This window comes from Pseudomonas sp. R3-56 (assembly GCF_051132075.1).
GTDB lineage: Bacteria > Pseudomonadota > Gammaproteobacteria > Pseudomonadales > Pseudomonadaceae > Aquipseudomonas.
Map to the genome: position 1 here is coordinate 119849 of NZ_CP071657.1, position 15485 is coordinate 135333.

Sequence of the window (15485 nt, forward strand, 5' to 3'; positions counted from 1 at the left end):
GCATAATGTAGAGGGTTACCTGGAGGAGAGGAACCCGGTTCTTGATTGTTGCCAGGCATTACCCGAATATCTGCTCCTTCCACGCGTCACCTCATGTCCATGGAAAGCGATTACCGTGACCTCATACCGCATTCAAGAAGCCGATCTCGAAATCCCCGATACCTGGCAGGACCAGAGCATCAACATTTTCAAGCTGCCTGCAGTGGGACCCGCCAAAGAGGCCAGTTTCGTCATCAGCCGCGATGCCACCCAGGGTGAGGCTCCCTTTGCCGAGTACGTGGACCGCCAACTCAAAAGCGCGGAGCAGCAATTGCCGGGCTTCAAGCTGGTTCAGCGTTGGGATACGGTGCTGCATGGACACACCACCACCTTGCTGGATTACACCTGGCAGCGCGAAGGACGCGACCTGATGCTGCGCCAGGTGTTCATCGAGCGTAAGCCGTCCGTGCTGATCACCACCTTGACCACCACACCCAACGACTTCGCCTATCACGAGCCGGCCTGGAAGCTGGCGATGCATTCGCTCAAGCCACAGCCTCCGATTGCCTGAGATTCGATACGTGCCACTGCGCAGTCAGACCAAACAGTAAGGTAGATTCCCGCAATGGATGCACAGGCAGCAGCCCGTCTGGGTGACGAAATAGCCCACGGGTTCGGGTTGGCCGCGATGGTCGCCGGCGCCGTGGCCGGGGCCTTGATCGGCGCTGCGGTCGTCGCCGCAACGGTCGCCACGGGCGGCGTGGCGCTGGCGATCATGGCCGGCTCGATCGCGGCTGGCGGCTTGTCGATGTTCCAGATCGTCAAGGGCCTGTCCACCATATTCAACCTGCCCGAGCCCACGACGGGGGCGTTGATCATGGGCAGCTTCAACGTCTATATCAACGACCGCAATGCCATGCGGGCGGGCGAAGACATCGCCTCCTCCTGCACCGGGCTGCCGATGAACCATCCGATCTGGCCCTTCCCGGTGCTGATCGCCGAAGGCAGCGCCACGGTGTTCATCAACGGCAAACCAGCGGCGCGCCTGCACAGCAAAATGGTCTGCGGTGCTCACATCAAGAGCGGCAGCCCGAACACCTTCATCGGCGGACCGACGGTGTCGGTGGCGTTTGTGCTCGACCTCGAAGGCTGGATGCATTCCGGGCTGGAAGTGTTGGGGTTGCTGGCTGCGGGCGCCGCATTGGTGATGGCCGCAATGGCGGGTATCGCCGTTCTCGTCGAATTCGTCGTGGTGGGCGGTCTGATCGTGGGGAGCATGGAGCTTCTCGGCGATTTAGGCGACCGTCTGGGGCCAGGCTATCGTGACCTGCTGCAAGGCGTCGCCGGAATGGCGATGCTGGGACTGAGCCCGAAAATGGCGAAGGCGGCCAAGCCTGTCGAACTGCCGCCGCCCAAGTACAAGCCTGGCGTGACCGAGGCCGATATCCTGGCCATGCCGAAGGGGTCTCGACCCGAAGCCCACAAGTATTTGTCACCGCAGTATGTGAAAGAACATCTGGCCCAGTTCGAGAACGGTGCCTCGCGCTTCACCACGAAGAACAACCTGGACAAGTACGGCATCGCCCAGCGCGACGGCACGACGTTCCTCATGCCCAAAGCTGAAGCCGATCAATTGGTTGCCAATGCCAAGGGCGATAAGAGGGCATTGGAGAAGGCGCTTGGGCTTCCAGAAAATACCTTGGAAAGTAGTACCCTTGTCCGGGTCGATATTCCTGCACCTAAAGACATGAACCTGCGGGTTCCGTCGGGCAATGAGGCCGGCGCTAACGAATTCTGGATTCCAGGCGGCAAGCTGCCGACCGGTGCCAGCGAGGCGGTCATCGACGCCGGGGGCATCTCACCCAAAGATTTCAGTTGGACGGCATTATGACCGTAGAGGTAGTCAAACCATGAAGTTTCAAGATGTCCTAGTCAGTCGCGAACACATGTTTTCCGTGGGCATAGAACAGGATTCGGGTCGGTTTTATGTCTCCATCCCGGTCAGCAATGGCATGGCTGACTACGAGGAATATTACGAAATTAATCAGGCGACCTTTGAGCTGTTCAAGCGTGACCCGGAAGCCGCGCTTCCTTTTGTGTCGCGTTGTAGAAAACGTGAGTTGGACGAGCTGTTGATCATTCAACCGGGAACGAAGCGCGGCACAGCCATCTGACCGCCGAAAGGGCCGGTGGGTCGCAGTTTTCACTAGGTCCGTAGCTACCCCGTGGCGAGGGATCAGCGGTTTCTTGAGTGAGTCAGGCTGGGGTTGTTCTGCGGTGAACCTCACTGCTTGGCCTTCGCCGGAAACAAAGCTTTCACCGCCGCCTCGATCACGCCCTTGATGCCCTTGCCCTTGGGGTCCACGGCGCTGGCGCCACCGGAGTTGAGGTCAAGGCGGCCGCCGGTGTCGATGTTGCCATTGCCACTGGCGTAGAGGTTGAACGCGGTGCCGGAGATATTGATCTCGCCACTGGCGTTGAACTCCAGCACGCTTTTGCCACACACCAGCCGTATCTGCGAACCCGCCTCGATGAGGTATTGGGTCGCGATACTGTCGCTCTTGGCCCCGCCGACGAGCAACGTGTCGTTGCGCTGTACGGCCCGCAGCCGGTCTTCGCCAATGCGTACGGTTTCGTTGCGGTCGATATTCTTGCGACGATCGCGACCCACCCAGTGGCTTTCATCCACTTCCACGGCGATGTCCTGGTTGCGCTCGGCGTGGATGTAAAGTTGCTCGGCGCCCTTTTTATCTTCCATGCGGATTTCGTTGAAATTCGTCGGCGTGCCGCCCTTGCTCGAACGACTCTTGGTACCGCTCTGGGTGGCATTGGCGGGCAACGCATAGGGGACGGTCTGTTCGGCGTTATACACACGACCGGTGACGATGGGCCTGTCAGGATCCCCTTCAAGGAAACTGACGATGACTTCCTGGCCGATGCGCGGGATCTGCACCGAGCCCCAATTCTTTCCGGCCCAAGCCTGCGACACGCGAATCCAGCACGAACTGTTTTCGTTGGATTGATCGTGGCGATCCCAATAGAAGTGCACCTTCACCCGGCCGAACTGGTCGGTCCAGATTTCCTCGCCCTTGGGCCCGACCACCAATGCGGTCTGCGGCCCTTTGACGATCGGACGGTGGGTAATCGCCATCGGACGAAAGCTTTGCTGGGCGTCGATGCAGGTCAGGCTGCTTTCGAACTGCGCCGAGGGCGCGCCGACGCCGCTCTCGCCACTTTCCTGGGAAAGGTAATAACGCGCGCCGACGATCAGGTATTCGCGGTTCTGGTCCTGGCGGCTGAAGCCGGTCAGGCTGAACAAATGCCCCGAGCCCAAGCCTCGGGCATTGCCGGCCAGCTCGACCTGCTCGTGCAGGGTCTGCAAGGCTTCGATGCGGGTGCGGGCGTAGTGCTCGCCGTCTTCGCTTTGCACGTAGGTGCCGGGATAGTCATACAGCGGATAGTCGCCAGCGGTGTGCGGGCGCGGCATGGCTGCGCGCACGTCAATGTGTGCACTCGGGCGCTGGAAGTCGTAGTCGTTGAGCTCAAGCGAACCCGGCTGGACTTCCTGAGCCAAGTGCCAATCATGGATATGATCGCGTTCACGCTGCTGCTCGTTCTTCGGATAGTACGGCACCGAGGCGTAGCCGGGCGCTTGGGTATGGGCGCCGTAGGCGTCGGCCAGCACCAGCACGTGGCGACCCTGTTCATGGCGGAAGTAGTAGTAGATGCCTTCCTGTTCCATCAGCCGGCTGACGAAATCGAAGCTGGTCTCACGGTACTGGACGCAGTACTCCCACTCGCGATAAGGGCGGCTGAGGGCGTCTTCGAAGTCGGAGAAACCCAGGTCGCGGAACACTTGCTTGATGATCTGCGGAACCGTCAGGTTCTGGAAAATCCGGCAGTCTGACGTGCGCGTCAGCAGCCACAGCCAGGGCCTTAGCGTGGCCTGGTAACTGGCAAACTGGCCTTGGTCGATGTTCTGGCTGAAGCGCGCGACGATGCCGTGGAAGTGCCGCTCGCCACCGCCATCCAGCTGAACGCTCACGCACATGGGTTTGCCAAGCACCTGATTGAGGTCGATGGCGTTGTCCAGCGAGTGCAGCTGCAACTCATAGTTGAACAGCCGCCCCAACTCTTCACCGCCGCCCATGTCCTTGAGCAGCAGCACCTCGGGCCCGAGGGGGCTGGTGATTTTCGCCAGGCGGGAGGCTTGGTTGAATAGCATCGGATGTCTCGTGCAAGTTGTGTAATTGGAGTAACGCAATCAACTGTGGGAGCGAGCTTGCTCGCGATAGCGGTATGTCAGTCAACGTGGATGTTGAATGTGACTGCGCTATCGCGAGCAAGCTCGCTCCCACAGGGGTTGTGCGGTGTTTCCTGAAGTCAGGCCGCGTCGCTGAAATCGTACTTCAGTTCGTTATCCACGGCGCTGATCCGCACGCCGGCCATGGCCTTGCCTTCGAGCATGCGAGTCAGGAACTCGCGGCTCATGTCCGGCAGCAGGCTGTTGGTCAGGATGGTGTCGATCATGCGCCCGCCGCTTTCGGTTTCGGTGCAGCGCGAGACGATCAGGTCGATCACCGCGTCGTCGTAATCGAAGGCCACTTTGTGGGTGCTCTCCACGCGCTTCTTGATGCGGTTGAGTTGCAGGCGGGTGATGGCCTTGAGCATCTCGTCGCTGAGCGGATAGTAGGGGATCGTCACCAGGCGGCCGAGCAGCGCCGGCGGGAAGATTTCCAGCAGCGGCTGGCGCAGGGCCTTGGCGATTTCTTCCGGCTCGGGCACGTTCTGCGGGTCCTTGCAGACCTGGGCGATCAGCTCGGTACCGGCGTTGGTGGTCAGCAGGATCAAGGTGTTCTTGAAGTCGATCACCCGGCCTTCGCCGTCCTCCATCACGCCTTTGTCGAACACCTGGAAGAAAATCTCGTGCACGTCCGGGTGGGCTTTCTCCACCTCGTCCAGCAGCACCACACTGTACGGTTTGCGCCGCACGGCTTCGGTCAGCACGCCGCCTTCGCCATAACCGATGTAGCCCGGTGGCGCACCCTTGAGGGTGGACACGGTGTGGGCTTCCTGGAACTCGCTCATGTTGATGGTGATGACGTTCTGTTCGCCGCCGTACATGGCTTCGGCCAGGGCCAGGGCGGTTTCGGTCTTGCCCACGCCGGAGGTGCCGGCGAGCATGAACACGCCGATCGGCTTGCTCGGATTGTCGAGGCCGGCGCGCGAGGTCTGGATGCGCTTGGCGATCATCTGCAAGGCATGGTCCTGGCCGATGATGCGTTTTTTCAGGTGCTGGTCGAGGTTGAGCACGGTCTCCAGTTCGTTGCGGGCCATGCGGCCCACCGGGATTCCGGTCCAGTCAGCGACCACCGAGGCCACGGCCTGGTAATCCACGGTAGGCAGGATCAGCGGGGTCTCGCCTTGCAGGGCGGTCAGGCGTTGCTGTAGGTCCACCAGTTTCTCGCGCAGGGCATGGCTGTCGTTGTCGGAAGCTTCGCTGCCGCTCTCGCTGTCCACCACGCCGACGCGCTCGCGCAGGGTAGCGCGGGTTTCCAGCAATTCGTCGACCAGGGTTTTCTCTTCGGCCCAACGGCTTTCCAGTTCGGCCAGGCGCTCGCGCTCGGCGGCGAGCAGGCTTTCGGTCTGGGTCTGGCGGGTGCCGATGGCGATGCCGATCGCATGTTCACGGGCGATGATCTGCAGCTCGGTTTCCAGCGCTTCGATGCGCCGGCGGCTGTCGTCCACTTCGGCCGGCACGGCATGCAGGCTGATGGCGACGCGGGCGCAAGCGGTGTCCAGCAGGCTCACGGACTTGTCCGGCAACTGGCGCGCGGGAATGTAACGGTGGGACAGCTTGACCGAGGCCTCCAGGGCCTCGTCGAGGATTTGCACCTGATGGTGTTTTTCCATGGTCGAGGCCACGCCGCGCATCATCAGCAGAGCTTTGTCTTCCGACGGCTCAGCGACTTGCACCACTTGGAAACGCCGGGTCAGCGCCGGGTCCTTTTCGATGTGCTTCTTGTACTCGGCCCAGGTCGTGGCGGCGACGGTGCGCAAGGTGCCGCGCGCCAGCGCTGGTTTCAGCAGGTTGGCTGCGTCGCCCGTGCCGGCGGCGCCACCGGCACCCACCAGGGTATGGGCTTCGTCGATGAACAGGATGATCGGTTTCGGCGAGGCCTGGACGTCTTCGATGACCTGACGCAGGCGCTGTTCGAATTCACCTTTCATGCTCGCGCCGGCCTGCAACAGGCCAACGTCGAGGCTGCGCAGCTCCACGTCCTTGAGCGAAGGCGGCACGTCACCGGCGACGATGCGCAGGGCAAAACCTTCGACCACCGCGGTCTTGCCGACGCCAGCTTCACCGGTGAGGATCGGGTTGTTCTGCCGACGGCGCATGAGAATATCCACCAGTTGGCGGATCTCCTCGTCACGGCCGACGATCGGGTCGAGCTTGCCGCTGCGGGCCTGCTCGGTGAGGTCGACGGTGAAGCGCTTGAGCGCTTCCTGCTTGCCCATGGCGCTGGGGGCCATCGCGCCGCTGGCTTCGCCGGGCACGGCGCCGGCGTTGAAGCCGTCGCTGGCGGTCAGGGCGTTTTCCGGCGAGTCGCCGACGTATTCGTCAAACCGTTCGCTCAGGGCTTCGACCTTGACCTTGTCGAACTCAGACGACAGGCCCAGCAGCGCATGACGCAGGCTCGGGGTCTTGAGGATGCCCAGCACCAGGTAACCGGTGCGCACCTGGCTTTCACCGAACATCAGGCTGCCGTAGACCCAGCCGCGTTCCACGGCTTCTTCCACGTGGGAAGACAGGTCGGTGATGGAGGTCGATCCCCGTGGCAGGCGATCCAGCGCCTCGGTCAGGTCGCGGGCCAGGCGCGCCGGCTCGATGTTGAACTGGCGGATGATGCGGTGCAGGTCCGAGTCCTGCAGTTGCAGCAATTGATGAAACCAGTGGGCCAGTTCCACATAAGGGTTACCGCGCAACTTGCAGAACACGGTGGCGGCTTCGATGGCTTTGTAGGCCACGCTGTTGAGTTTGCCGAACAACGCGGCGCGACTGATTTCACCCATGCTCATGGCTCCTTGAGGTCTGTGAGGTGTTGGCCTGTTCGGCGTAATGCCGGGCCAGTATTAGATCGTTGGCATCTTTTTCGGGGCGCCCCAGCCAGGTGTTGAAACCCAGGCGGAAACGGCCATTGAGTTGTAGTGCGGGCACTTCGGGCTGCTCCAGGACCAGGTTCAGGTCCCAGTCCAGTTCGTGCCCCAGGTATTCGGCGACCCAGGCCACCAGCTCATTGAACGGTTGGCTGCCGGGCAGCATGCCCATGTAGTCGACGAGCTTGAGCGGCCCCAGGCGAATGCGGAATTTATGCTGGCGATCCCAAACGTAGCGGCCCAGGCAGAAGTCCACGCCCAGTTGATGGGCGCTGACACCAACGCGGCTGCGCTCCGGCAGTTCCAGCCATTGGCCGACGTATTCTTCGATTTCCACCGGCAGGCCGAAGTACTCGCTGAGGATCGCTTTCAAACCGTCCGGGTAGCGCGTTTGCGCCGACAGGTGACCGCTGTAGTGCAGCTTCGCCGTATCGGGAATCAGCCCCTGGTTGAGCAGGCTCGGCATGCCCCGGCCGCTGAGTGCCGCCAGGCGCGCCGACCAGTAATCATCGTCCGGGCGATCGTGGCTGACCGTCGGCCGTGCTTCGGCCCAGGCCCGGTAGAACAGGCTGAGCAGGCGATGATGGAAGACGTCGAGAAAGCGTTTGCTGGTGCTGTCGCCATTGTTGCGCTGGCGTTCGCGCACGTATTCGGTGATGTGCAGCGGCATCGGGCCATTGGGGCCGCCGAGGCCGAAGAAGAACTGCTCCAGACGCGCCGGCGCACCGTCGACGCCCGGTTGCACCGAGGCCAGGGTCGCCGGGGCGAAGGTGCATTCGGCCTGTTGTCCGAGGCGCAGCGGATCATCGGCCAGGCGCAGGGAATGGCCCAGGCGCGGCAGTTCGGGGGATTCGCACTCGATGCGCCGCAACGCCTGGAAGAAGTCGTATTCCCAGGGTTCCTGGTGCATCGCTTCCAGGGTACTCACAGGGTCGGACGACGTCCGGGCTTGGCTTTCCATCGCATGATCTCGCCGCGTTCGGTGGTACGGATCACCGTCTCGGTAAAACTGTTGATCGACACGTAGCGTGCCAGGAAGCGTTCGAACACCGCGCCGAGCAGGAACACCCCGGTGCCGCGAAACGCGTTTTCATCGAATTCCAGGGTGATCTCCAGGCCGCGACCAAATACGATCGGGCCGGGCATCGGCAGGCGCCTGGTGCAGGCCTTGCTGCTGACTTCGCGCAGGCCTTCGATCTGCAATTGCAGCGCCGCATCGTTGCTGTCGCCATACAGGCGCAGCAGTTCGCGCAGGGCGGCCGCGCCCTGGCCTTGTTCGCTCAAGGACAGGTAGTTCAGCGACAGCTGGCTGATCAGCCGCCAGGCCTTGGCGTCGTGGGCATGGCTGGCCCTCGGGCGACTCGGCCCGGCGACGCAGCGCACCGCGCCAACCGGCGCGCTGTCGGCCAGGGTGAAGTCGGTCTTGCCGTTGCCCACGCTCATGAACAGCGGCAGGTCGCGGTTGGTGCACAGCGCGGTTACGCCCAATTGACGCAGGTCGTGGCGATAAGGCGTTTGCTGGCTGTCCACCAGGCTGACGAAGGTCTCGCTGCCGATATAGGTCGAGCGCGGGCCGTTGCGGCGTTGATCGCTGGACAGCACGCGCGGTTCGCGGCGCACCGTGTAATAGGCCTTGTCGCGGCCATAGCGGGACGGATCGCGCACGGCGTAGAAGGGCAGGAACGGCTGCTCCGGGCCGGTGCCGTGGCCGGCCAGCCCGGTCAGCGAATGCACTTCGAAATCCATCGGCCGGGTGCGGTCGGCAATCACATGATGTTCGTTGACCCGGTCCGACAAGTGGATGCGGTCCAGGCGCTTGGGGAACAGGTTGATCGCCGGGGTGCAGAACGGCAGGAACTGCGCAGCGCCGACGCTGCCTTCCAGGCTCGGATCGTGGCGGTCGAACAGCACGATCAGCTCAAGCTCCTGGCCATCGCAGCGCTTGACCGCGCGGCCGAGCTGGGTGAAATCGACGAACAGGAAGCGGTGCGGCAGGGCGAAATATTCCTGCAACAGGCGATAACCCTGGAACGCCCGCGACACCACCGGCAGCGCGGCCTCGGCGTCATCGAAGCCTTGCGCGCGCAACGCATCCTGCGGCAACCGTTCGACCCAGTTGCCGCCGGGCTGGCGGGCGAACACCGCGCAGGCATTGCCCAGCAGTTGTTCGTAGAGGCGGAAGGGCTGTTCGTCGGCGCCGCTCAAGTACAGCGGCAGGTTATCCAGGGCCAGGCTGTTGAACGGTAGTTCGGCGCCGGTGCGCAGGGTCAGGCGCAGGCCGGCCTTGGCTTTCGGTTCGCTGGCGGCCAGGCGCCCGAGCACGGCGGACGGGTTGCCGAAGTACTCGGCCTGGCTGACCTGCAACGGCCACAACGTCACCGCGTGGGCGGTACGGTACTCGCAGCAGGTCTGGGATTCGCGACCCAGGGCGGCGCGCAGGACGGTGTCACGGGGCAGCGGGAAACCGCTGCTCAGTGAACCTTCGTCCGGGTCGGCCTGCATCTGCACCACGGTCATCGACGGCGTCGGTGCCAGGTAATGCGGATAGGCGATTTCCAACAGGTTGTGGGTGAACGTCGGGTATTCGGCGTCGAGCTTGAGCTGCACCCGTGCGGTCAGATAAGCGAAGCCTTCCAGCAGGCGCTCGACGTACGGGTCGGCGCAGTCCATGCCGGCCAGTGACAACCGGCTGGCAATCTTCGGGTATTCCTGGGCGAACTCCGCCGCGCTTTCGCGCACGTGGTGCAGCTCCTGGTTGTACAGCTCCAGCAGGCGCGGGTTCATGGGCGTCTCCGCTGGTCGGCGTTGACTACGCGCACGTGGCCGGTCTCCAGATCCAGGTCGGTTTGCAGCATCAGGCGCAGCGGCACCGGCTGCGCCCAGAGATCGCCTTCGATCTCAAAGCTCAGGGCGTTATGGTTCATCTCGGCGGTTGCCCGGGCGCGCACGCGCAGGGTGTGGCGCAAGATACGCGGCTCGAAGGTGGCGATGGCCTGGTGGATCAAGGTTTCCAGCGCGGGCACATCGATGTTCGAGGCACTGTTGCCGGCCAGCGCCGGCAGCCCGAAATTCACCACCGAGGTGCCCGCCGGGGTGTGCAGCGTTGCATCGGCGTCGAGCAACGACGTGGTGTTGAGCAGCCACGCCAGGTCACGCAGCACCGAGGCTTTTAATTGGGTAAGGGACAGCACGCGCTTGTCGGCGCTTTCCTTCGGGTTGCTCGGATCGTCGTCGGTCAGCCGGTCCAGCAGGGACGGTTGCAGACGATCGCGGGTGGCGATTTCGGTTACCACGTAAAGGGTGCCACATACATTTTTTGGTCTCCGCCGGAGCCGCAAGACGCATAAAGGCTGACCATTCCCGCCTCAAAACCTTTTGCTGTCTGACGAATAGCCTGCATTTTGCTCAGGCAGTCGCGGCTGGGGGCTGGCATGTGTTCGCTGCGCCAAACCGCGAATATAGGGATGTCGTTGAACATTTCCACGCGCAGTTTCTGTTGTTTATCCAGACTAAAGCCGCAAGGCCATTCCATGTCCAGTTTCATGCGACTCTGGTCAGGTTTTACCAGTGTGCACTGGCCTTGCTCGTCGACTAGCTTGAGCTGCTGACCAACAAAATCGGCTTGCGTGGTCAGCGTATCGGCATGCTCGGCGCATGCGCTCAGGCTGATCAGGCTTGTCGCCAGGCATAGGGCGAGCAGAGGCTTGTTCATTAAATGAGCTCCCAGAACCAGACTTTCTTGGAGCGGTAGAACAGGTCGCTGGTTTGGGTCAGGCCACGGTTCCATAGATCGATATGGTCGCCGCTACGACCTTCCGGGGTCTCTCCTGACTGTTGGAAACAATCCTTGAAGAAAATCAACCCGGTCTTGCCCATCAATTTCTGCCGGTCGGCGGCGCTATTGCTGAGGATGGTCGGACGTCCCAAATGGTGCTTCCACAACCAGTTCGCCAGCGATTCGGCGCCCCTGGCGTGTTCATGGGCACACTTGGGTTCGGTGTAGGTGGATTTGTTGACCTTGATGGTCTTCTCCGCATTGAGCGTCAGGCTCATGCGAATCGCGCACTGGTTTGCCCAAGGGCCGTCGCAAGGTTTCGCGTCGGGATGGGTGGCCAGCAAATCGGAATAGGCTTTCCACAAATTGATAAACGCAGGCTTGGCCATGACTCAGACACCGGAAGGGAAAGGATGGGTTGCGAGCAAGCACCAAACACCCCCGGCGCGTGGCGCCGGGGGCGTGTTCGATTACACCTTGACGTTCTGACGGATGTTCCAGCCGAACTTGACCGGACCGCCTTCCTTGGTGCCGTCGGCTTTCTGTGGCTGGTAGTCCACCAGCACCTTGGCGAAGTTCAGGGTGACGTTTTCGGTCAGGCGATCATCGCCGCCCGAGCCGCCGGTGCTCAGGGACGTGATCAGCACTTCTTCCAGGTTGATGATCATGTACTCGACCTGGCTTTCGCCGCCGGCCTTGCGCACGGTCAGCTTGACCTTGTCGACGTGCTTGCCGCTGGCGCAGTGCATCATCAGGTTCGGCGAAGCCTTGTCGACGTACTTGGTCAGCGACAGGTCCTGGATGCTCACCTTGCCCGCGCCACCGCCACTGCCGACGTGCATGTTACCGGTCTGGGACATGCCCCAGCTCCAGTTCAGGACGTCGATCTCATCCTTGTGGACCTTGTCCATGGACTCGCCCTTGATGTCGCCGATCTTGATGAAAATATCAACAGCCATGTTTTCTCCCTGTGTGGTCTTTACCACATTGTTTGGTTGACGCTGACCTTGCGAAATTACTGCTATTGAACGCTACGAAGGCGATCTCCAACCCACGGAAGATCCCTTGTGGGAGCGAGCTTGCTCGCGATAGCGGAGTGTCAGATGCAGACATGACAACTGATCCACCGCCATCGCGAGCAAGCTCGCTCCCACATTTGCCCTGTACTGTTCAGTAAATCCTTACGCGCCCTTGGCCGACGGCAGTTTCGATACCAGGCGCAACGACACGGTCAGCCCTTCGAGCTGATAGTGCGGGCGCAGGTAGAACTTGGAGTTGTAGTACCCCGGGTTGCCTTCGACTTCTTCGACGATCACTTCGGCGGCAGCCAGTGGATGCTGGGCCTTGGTGGTCTCGGTGGAGTGCGCCGGATCGCCATCGACGTAGTTGAGGATCCAGTCCTGCAACCAGCGCTGCATCTCGTCCTTCTCTTTGAAGGAGCCGATCTTGTCGCGCACGATGCACTTCAGGTAATGGGCGAAACGGCAGGTGGCGAACAGGTACGGCAGGCGCGCGGCCAGGTTGGCGTTGGCGGTGGCGTCCGGGTCGTCGTATTCGGCCGGTTTCTGCAACGACTGGGCGCCGATGAAGGCGGCAAAGTCGGTGTTTTTCTTGTGCAGCAGCGGCATGAAACCGTTCTTCGCCAGTTCCGCTTCACGGCGGTCCGAAATGGCGATTTCGGTCGGGCACTTCATGTCCACGCCACCGTCATCGGTAGGGAACGTATGAGCCGGCAGGTTTTCCACTTCACCGCCCGATTCCACGCCGCGGATGCGCGAGCACCAGCCGAAATGTTTGAACGAGCGGTTGATGTTCACGGCCATCGCATAGGCGGCGTTGGCCCAGGTGTACTTGGAGCTATCGGCGCCGTCGGTGCTTTCTTCGAAGGCGAAGGCTTCCACCGGATCGGTCTTGGCGCCATACGGCAGGCGCGCCAGGAAGCGCGGCATGGTCAGGCCGATGTAGCGCGAGTCTTCCGATTCACGCAGCGAACGCCAGCCGGCGTATTCCGGAGTGGTGAAGATCTTGGTCAGGTCGCGCGGGTTCGACAGTTCCTGCCACGAGCCCATGCCCATTACCGTCGGCGAGGCGGCGGCAATGAATGGCGCGTGCATGGCGGCGCAGACTTTCGACAGCTCGCCCAGCAGTTCCACGTCCGGTGGCGACTGGTCGAAGTAGTAGTCGCCGACCAGGCAGCCGTAAGGCTCGCCGCCGAACTGGCCGTATTCTTCTTCATACATCTTCTTGAAGAGCGGGCTCTGGTCCCACGCGGTGCCCTTGAATTTCTTCAGGGTCTTGTGCAGGTCGGTCTTGGAGATGTTGAGCACGCGGATCTTGAGCTGCTCATCGGTCTCGGTGTTGTTGACCAGGTAATGCAGGCCACGCCAGGCGCTTTCCAGTTGCTGGAAGTCCGGGTGGTGGATGACCTGATTGACCTGGGCGGTGAGCTTGGCGTCGATCGCGGCGATGATCGACTCGATCGACTTGATGGCGTCGTTGGACACCAGGTCGGTCTGCGCCAGGGCCTGTTCGGCCAGCGTGCGCACGGCGGTCTCGACGGCTTCGCGGGCGCGTTCGGTCTTGGGCTTGAACTCTTGCAGCAGCAGCGAGGCGAACTCGCTGGTTTCTTCGGTGGCGCCCAGGTTCTGGGGCTGATTGTCGCGTACCAAATCGTTCATGATCGTTTGTCCTTAAGCCTTGGGCTCTGCATCGGCGGGCTTTGGCGCGCTGGCAAGGGCCTGCAGCAGCGCTGGGTCCTTGATCGCCTTCATGATGATTTCCTCGGCGCCGGTCTTGCCGTCCATGTAGGTCAGCAGGTTGGCCAGTTGAGTGCGCGCTTCGAGCAGCTTGTTCAGCGAATCGATCTTGCGGGCCACGGCCGCAGGGCTGAAGTCGTCCATGCTTTCGAATGTCAGGTCCAGGCTCAGGTTGCCTTCGCCGGTCAGTTCGTTAGGCACATGGAACGCCACGCGAGGCTGCATGGCCTTGAGACGCGAGTCGAAGTTGTCGACGTCGATCTCGAGGAACTTGCGATCGGCCACCGGCGCCAGAGGCTCCGCGGGCTTGCCGGCCAGGTCCGCCATTACCCCCATGACGAAGGGCAACTGGACCTTTTTCTCGGCGCCGTAGAGCTCGACGTCGTACTCGATCTGCACTCGAGGCGCGCGGTTGCGCGCGATGAATTTCTGAGAACTTTGCTTCGCCACGTTGCTGCTCCTGGTCGCTTGAGCGACGGTGTTGGCGTCATCGGGGGTACCTATGACGTGACTGCGTGATCCGCTCGCTTTTTATTCGCTTTCCGGGCCGCGCAGGTTTTCAAATTGACTCATGCCGTCGGGAATCAGGTTGCGTACGATCGCCGCGAAATCGGCGTGCACCAGATTCTTCGCCCGGTTCAACAGCACCGGCAGCGGGCTGGAGGGCTCATGACGGGTGTAGTACGCCAGGATCCGGTCCAGGCTGCGCAGGACATCGTCGCGGTTGTTGATTTCTCCGGCGACGGTACTGCGCGGCGTGCTGGGTGCGCTGGCGTATTCAACCGGCGCGGCGTTGTCGGTTTCGACGGGATCGACAAGGGCACTGTCGCCGCTCTGCGGGGCGAACTGACCGAGAATCTGCAGGGCCATCTTCAGCGGTTGTTTCAGCGGGCCGAGGTCCACGCCCTGGGCGGAACCGACCTGGTCGCTGACTTGCTGTTCGATGGATTCGGCGGCGCTGCGGGCTTCCAGCAGGGCGGCACGAATGACTTCCAGCTGCTCGGGATCGCTGTCGAGCAGGGCGCCGGCGAGTTGTTCGGCGCCGAGGCTTTCATCGGGGAAACTTTGCAAGCCGCTGGCGTTGGCGGCGGCGCGCAGGCTGACGTTGCCGAACGTGCGCGAGCGAGCCAGGATGCTTTCGCGCAGCAGGCGGATGGTGACGTCCGACGTCAGGCCGGCAAGGGCATTGATGCGCACGGTGGGGTCGTTGTCATCATCGGCATCCAGGCGCGGGTGCAGGTCGGCCCAGTATTGCTTGAGCAGCTCGTTGATCAGCGTCAATACACGGGCCAGGCCGGGAATGCCTTCCAGGGCCAGGGAGCTTTGCAGCAGGAAATGGGTGATGCGCAGGTCTTTGCTGCGCGCGAGCAGGTCCAGGCTTTGCTGCTGGATGCTGCGCCATTCAGGGGGTTCTGCAGGCAGAATCGAGTCGCCCATGCTGCGCTCGGGCTGGCCTCGGGAATCGCGTTCCAGGCGCAAGAAATCCGCGTCATATTCCAGGTCTTCACCGCAAGGCGAATTCGCGGAAACGGCGGCGAGCAGCAAAGGCACATCCACTTGGATCGATCTCCCTATCACCCGCTGAAGAAGTCGGGCAGTGCACATGAAAGTTTCGGATGAAACTTCACATGTTCCTTGACCGTAATGGCGCTATAAGTGCGAGATGATCTTAAAGTGCCATCATGTATATTCAAGAAGTTGTGCATTTTTGGTGTAGTACTTATCCCTTGTCAAGGTAAGCTATTTCGCCGATGTGACAGTTGTGAGGTGCTTAACAACCCGCGCGACTGGTAGGTCGAAGCAGGCACCGATGCAGG

Annotated in this window: 14 protein-coding genes; 3 read left to right on the top strand and 11 right to left on the bottom strand. The window is 61.9% G+C overall.

Features of this window, described 5'->3' with window-relative positions; all coding sequences use genetic code 11:
* The first annotated feature begins 115 nt into the window (after positions 1 to 115).
* From J3P96_RS00570 to J3P96_RS00580, 3 genes are read left to right on the top strand one after another with little or no spacing between them, the layout of a single operon-like run.
* Positions 116 to 550: a DUF1795 domain-containing protein gene (locus J3P96_RS00570; protein ID WP_434654666.1), complete on the top strand. Its 435-nt coding sequence runs from the start codon at positions 116 to 118 to the stop codon at positions 548 to 550.
* A gap of 54 nt (positions 551 to 604) precedes the next feature.
* Positions 605 to 1870, top strand: a complete 1266-nt coding sequence (locus J3P96_RS00575; protein WP_434654668.1) for a PAAR domain-containing protein — start codon at positions 605 to 607, stop codon at positions 1868 to 1870.
* A gap of 19 nt (positions 1871 to 1889) precedes the next feature.
* On the top strand, positions 1890 to 2153 hold the full coding sequence (locus J3P96_RS00580) for a hypothetical protein (RefSeq protein WP_434654671.1): 264 nt from the start codon (positions 1890 to 1892) through the stop codon (positions 2151 to 2153).
* A gap of 110 nt (positions 2154 to 2263) precedes the next feature.
* Here the strand turns inward: J3P96_RS00580 and J3P96_RS00585 are convergent, their stop codons facing one another.
* The 11 genes from J3P96_RS00585 to tssA form a co-directional block, all read right to left on the bottom strand.
* The gene (locus J3P96_RS00585) at positions 2264 to 4204 is read right to left on the bottom strand and encodes a type VI secretion system tip protein VgrG (RefSeq protein WP_434654673.1); all 1941 of its coding nucleotides are present in this window, start codon (positions 4202 to 4204) and stop codon (positions 2264 to 2266) included.
* A gap of 158 nt (positions 4205 to 4362) precedes the next feature.
* On the bottom strand, positions 4363 to 7053 hold the full coding sequence (gene tssH / locus J3P96_RS00590) for a type VI secretion system ATPase TssH (RefSeq protein WP_434654675.1): 2691 nt from the start codon (positions 7051 to 7053) through the stop codon (positions 4363 to 4365).
* A complete protein-coding gene (tssG, locus tag J3P96_RS00595; protein ID WP_434602271.1) occupies positions 7046 to 8098 on the bottom strand; it encodes a type VI secretion system baseplate subunit TssG in 1053 nt (350 codons plus the stop codon). Before tssG ends, tssH begins: the two co-directional genes overlap by 8 nt.
* Complete coding sequence (tssF, locus tag J3P96_RS00600) at positions 8062 to 9921, bottom strand: type VI secretion system baseplate subunit TssF (RefSeq protein WP_305497869.1); 1860 nt, start codon at positions 9919 to 9921, stop codon at positions 8062 to 8064. Before tssF ends, tssG begins: the two co-directional genes overlap by 37 nt.
* On the bottom strand, positions 9918 to 10430 hold the full coding sequence (gene tssE, locus J3P96_RS00605) for a type VI secretion system baseplate subunit TssE (protein ID WP_305497870.1): 513 nt from the start codon (positions 10428 to 10430) through the stop codon (positions 9918 to 9920). The genes tssF and tssE overlap by 4 nt, the downstream gene beginning before the upstream one ends.
* Positions 10424 to 10849, bottom strand: a complete 426-nt coding sequence (locus J3P96_RS00610) for a hypothetical protein (RefSeq protein ID WP_434654678.1) — start codon at positions 10847 to 10849, stop codon at positions 10424 to 10426. The genes tssE and J3P96_RS00610 overlap by 7 nt, the downstream gene beginning before the upstream one ends.
* A complete protein-coding gene (locus J3P96_RS00615; RefSeq protein ID WP_434654680.1) occupies positions 10849 to 11301 on the bottom strand; it encodes a type VI secretion system amidase effector protein Tae4 in 453 nt (150 codons plus the stop codon). Before J3P96_RS00615 ends, J3P96_RS00610 begins: the two co-directional genes overlap by 1 nt.
* A gap of 81 nt (positions 11302 to 11382) precedes the next feature.
* Entirely contained in the window at positions 11383 to 11871 is a 489-nt protein-coding gene (locus J3P96_RS00620; RefSeq protein WP_186615146.1) for an Hcp family type VI secretion system effector, read from the bottom strand.
* A 222-nt stretch (positions 11872 to 12093) separates the two neighbouring features.
* Positions 12094 to 13590, bottom strand: coding sequence for a type VI secretion system contractile sheath large subunit (tssC, locus tag J3P96_RS00625; RefSeq protein ID WP_305497874.1), 1497 nt, complete (start codon positions 13588 to 13590; stop codon positions 12094 to 12096).
* Positions 13591 to 13602: 12 nt separating this feature from the next.
* Complete coding sequence (tssB, locus tag J3P96_RS00630) at positions 13603 to 14118, bottom strand: type VI secretion system contractile sheath small subunit (RefSeq protein ID WP_186633609.1); 516 nt, start codon at positions 14116 to 14118, stop codon at positions 13603 to 13605.
* Between the two features lie 81 nt (positions 14119 to 14199).
* The gene (gene tssA / locus J3P96_RS00635) at positions 14200 to 15225 is read right to left on the bottom strand and encodes a type VI secretion system protein TssA (RefSeq protein ID WP_434654682.1); all 1026 of its coding nucleotides are present in this window, start codon (positions 15223 to 15225) and stop codon (positions 14200 to 14202) included.
* Between the last annotated feature and the right edge of the window lie 260 nt (positions 15226 to 15485).

Excerpts from the sequence above, each read along its gene's own strand:
- J3P96_RS00580 (WP_434654671.1), top strand. The coding sequence starts at position 1,890 with ATGAAGTTTCAAGATGTCCTAGTCAGTCGCGAACACATGTTTTCCGTG.
- J3P96_RS00620 (WP_186615146.1), bottom strand. The coding sequence starts at position 11,871 with ATGGCTGTTGATATTTTCATCAAGATCGGCGACATCAAGGGCGAGTCC.
- J3P96_RS00575 (WP_434654668.1), top strand. The coding sequence starts at position 605 with ATGGATGCACAGGCAGCAGCCCGTCTGGGTGACGAAATAGCCCACGGG.
- tssG (WP_434602271.1), bottom strand. The coding sequence starts at position 8,098 with ATGGAAAGCCAAGCCCGGACGTCGTCCGACCCTGTGAGTACCCTGGAA.
- tssC (WP_305497874.1), bottom strand. The coding sequence starts at position 13,590 with ATGAACGATTTGGTACGCGACAATCAGCCCCAGAACCTGGGCGCCACC.
- tssH (WP_434654675.1), bottom strand. The coding sequence starts at position 7,053 with ATGGGTGAAATCAGTCGCGCCGCGTTGTTCGGCAAACTCAACAGCGTG.
- J3P96_RS00615 (WP_434654680.1), bottom strand. The coding sequence starts at position 11,301 with ATGGCCAAGCCTGCGTTTATCAATTTGTGGAAAGCCTATTCCGATTTG.
- J3P96_RS00610 (WP_434654678.1), bottom strand. The coding sequence starts at position 10,849 with ATGAACAAGCCTCTGCTCGCCCTATGCCTGGCGACAAGCCTGATCAGC.
- J3P96_RS00585 (WP_434654673.1), bottom strand. The coding sequence starts at position 4,204 with ATGCTATTCAACCAAGCCTCCCGCCTGGCGAAAATCACCAGCCCCCTC.
- tssF (WP_305497869.1), bottom strand. The coding sequence starts at position 9,921 with ATGAACCCGCGCCTGCTGGAGCTGTACAACCAGGAGCTGCACCACGTG.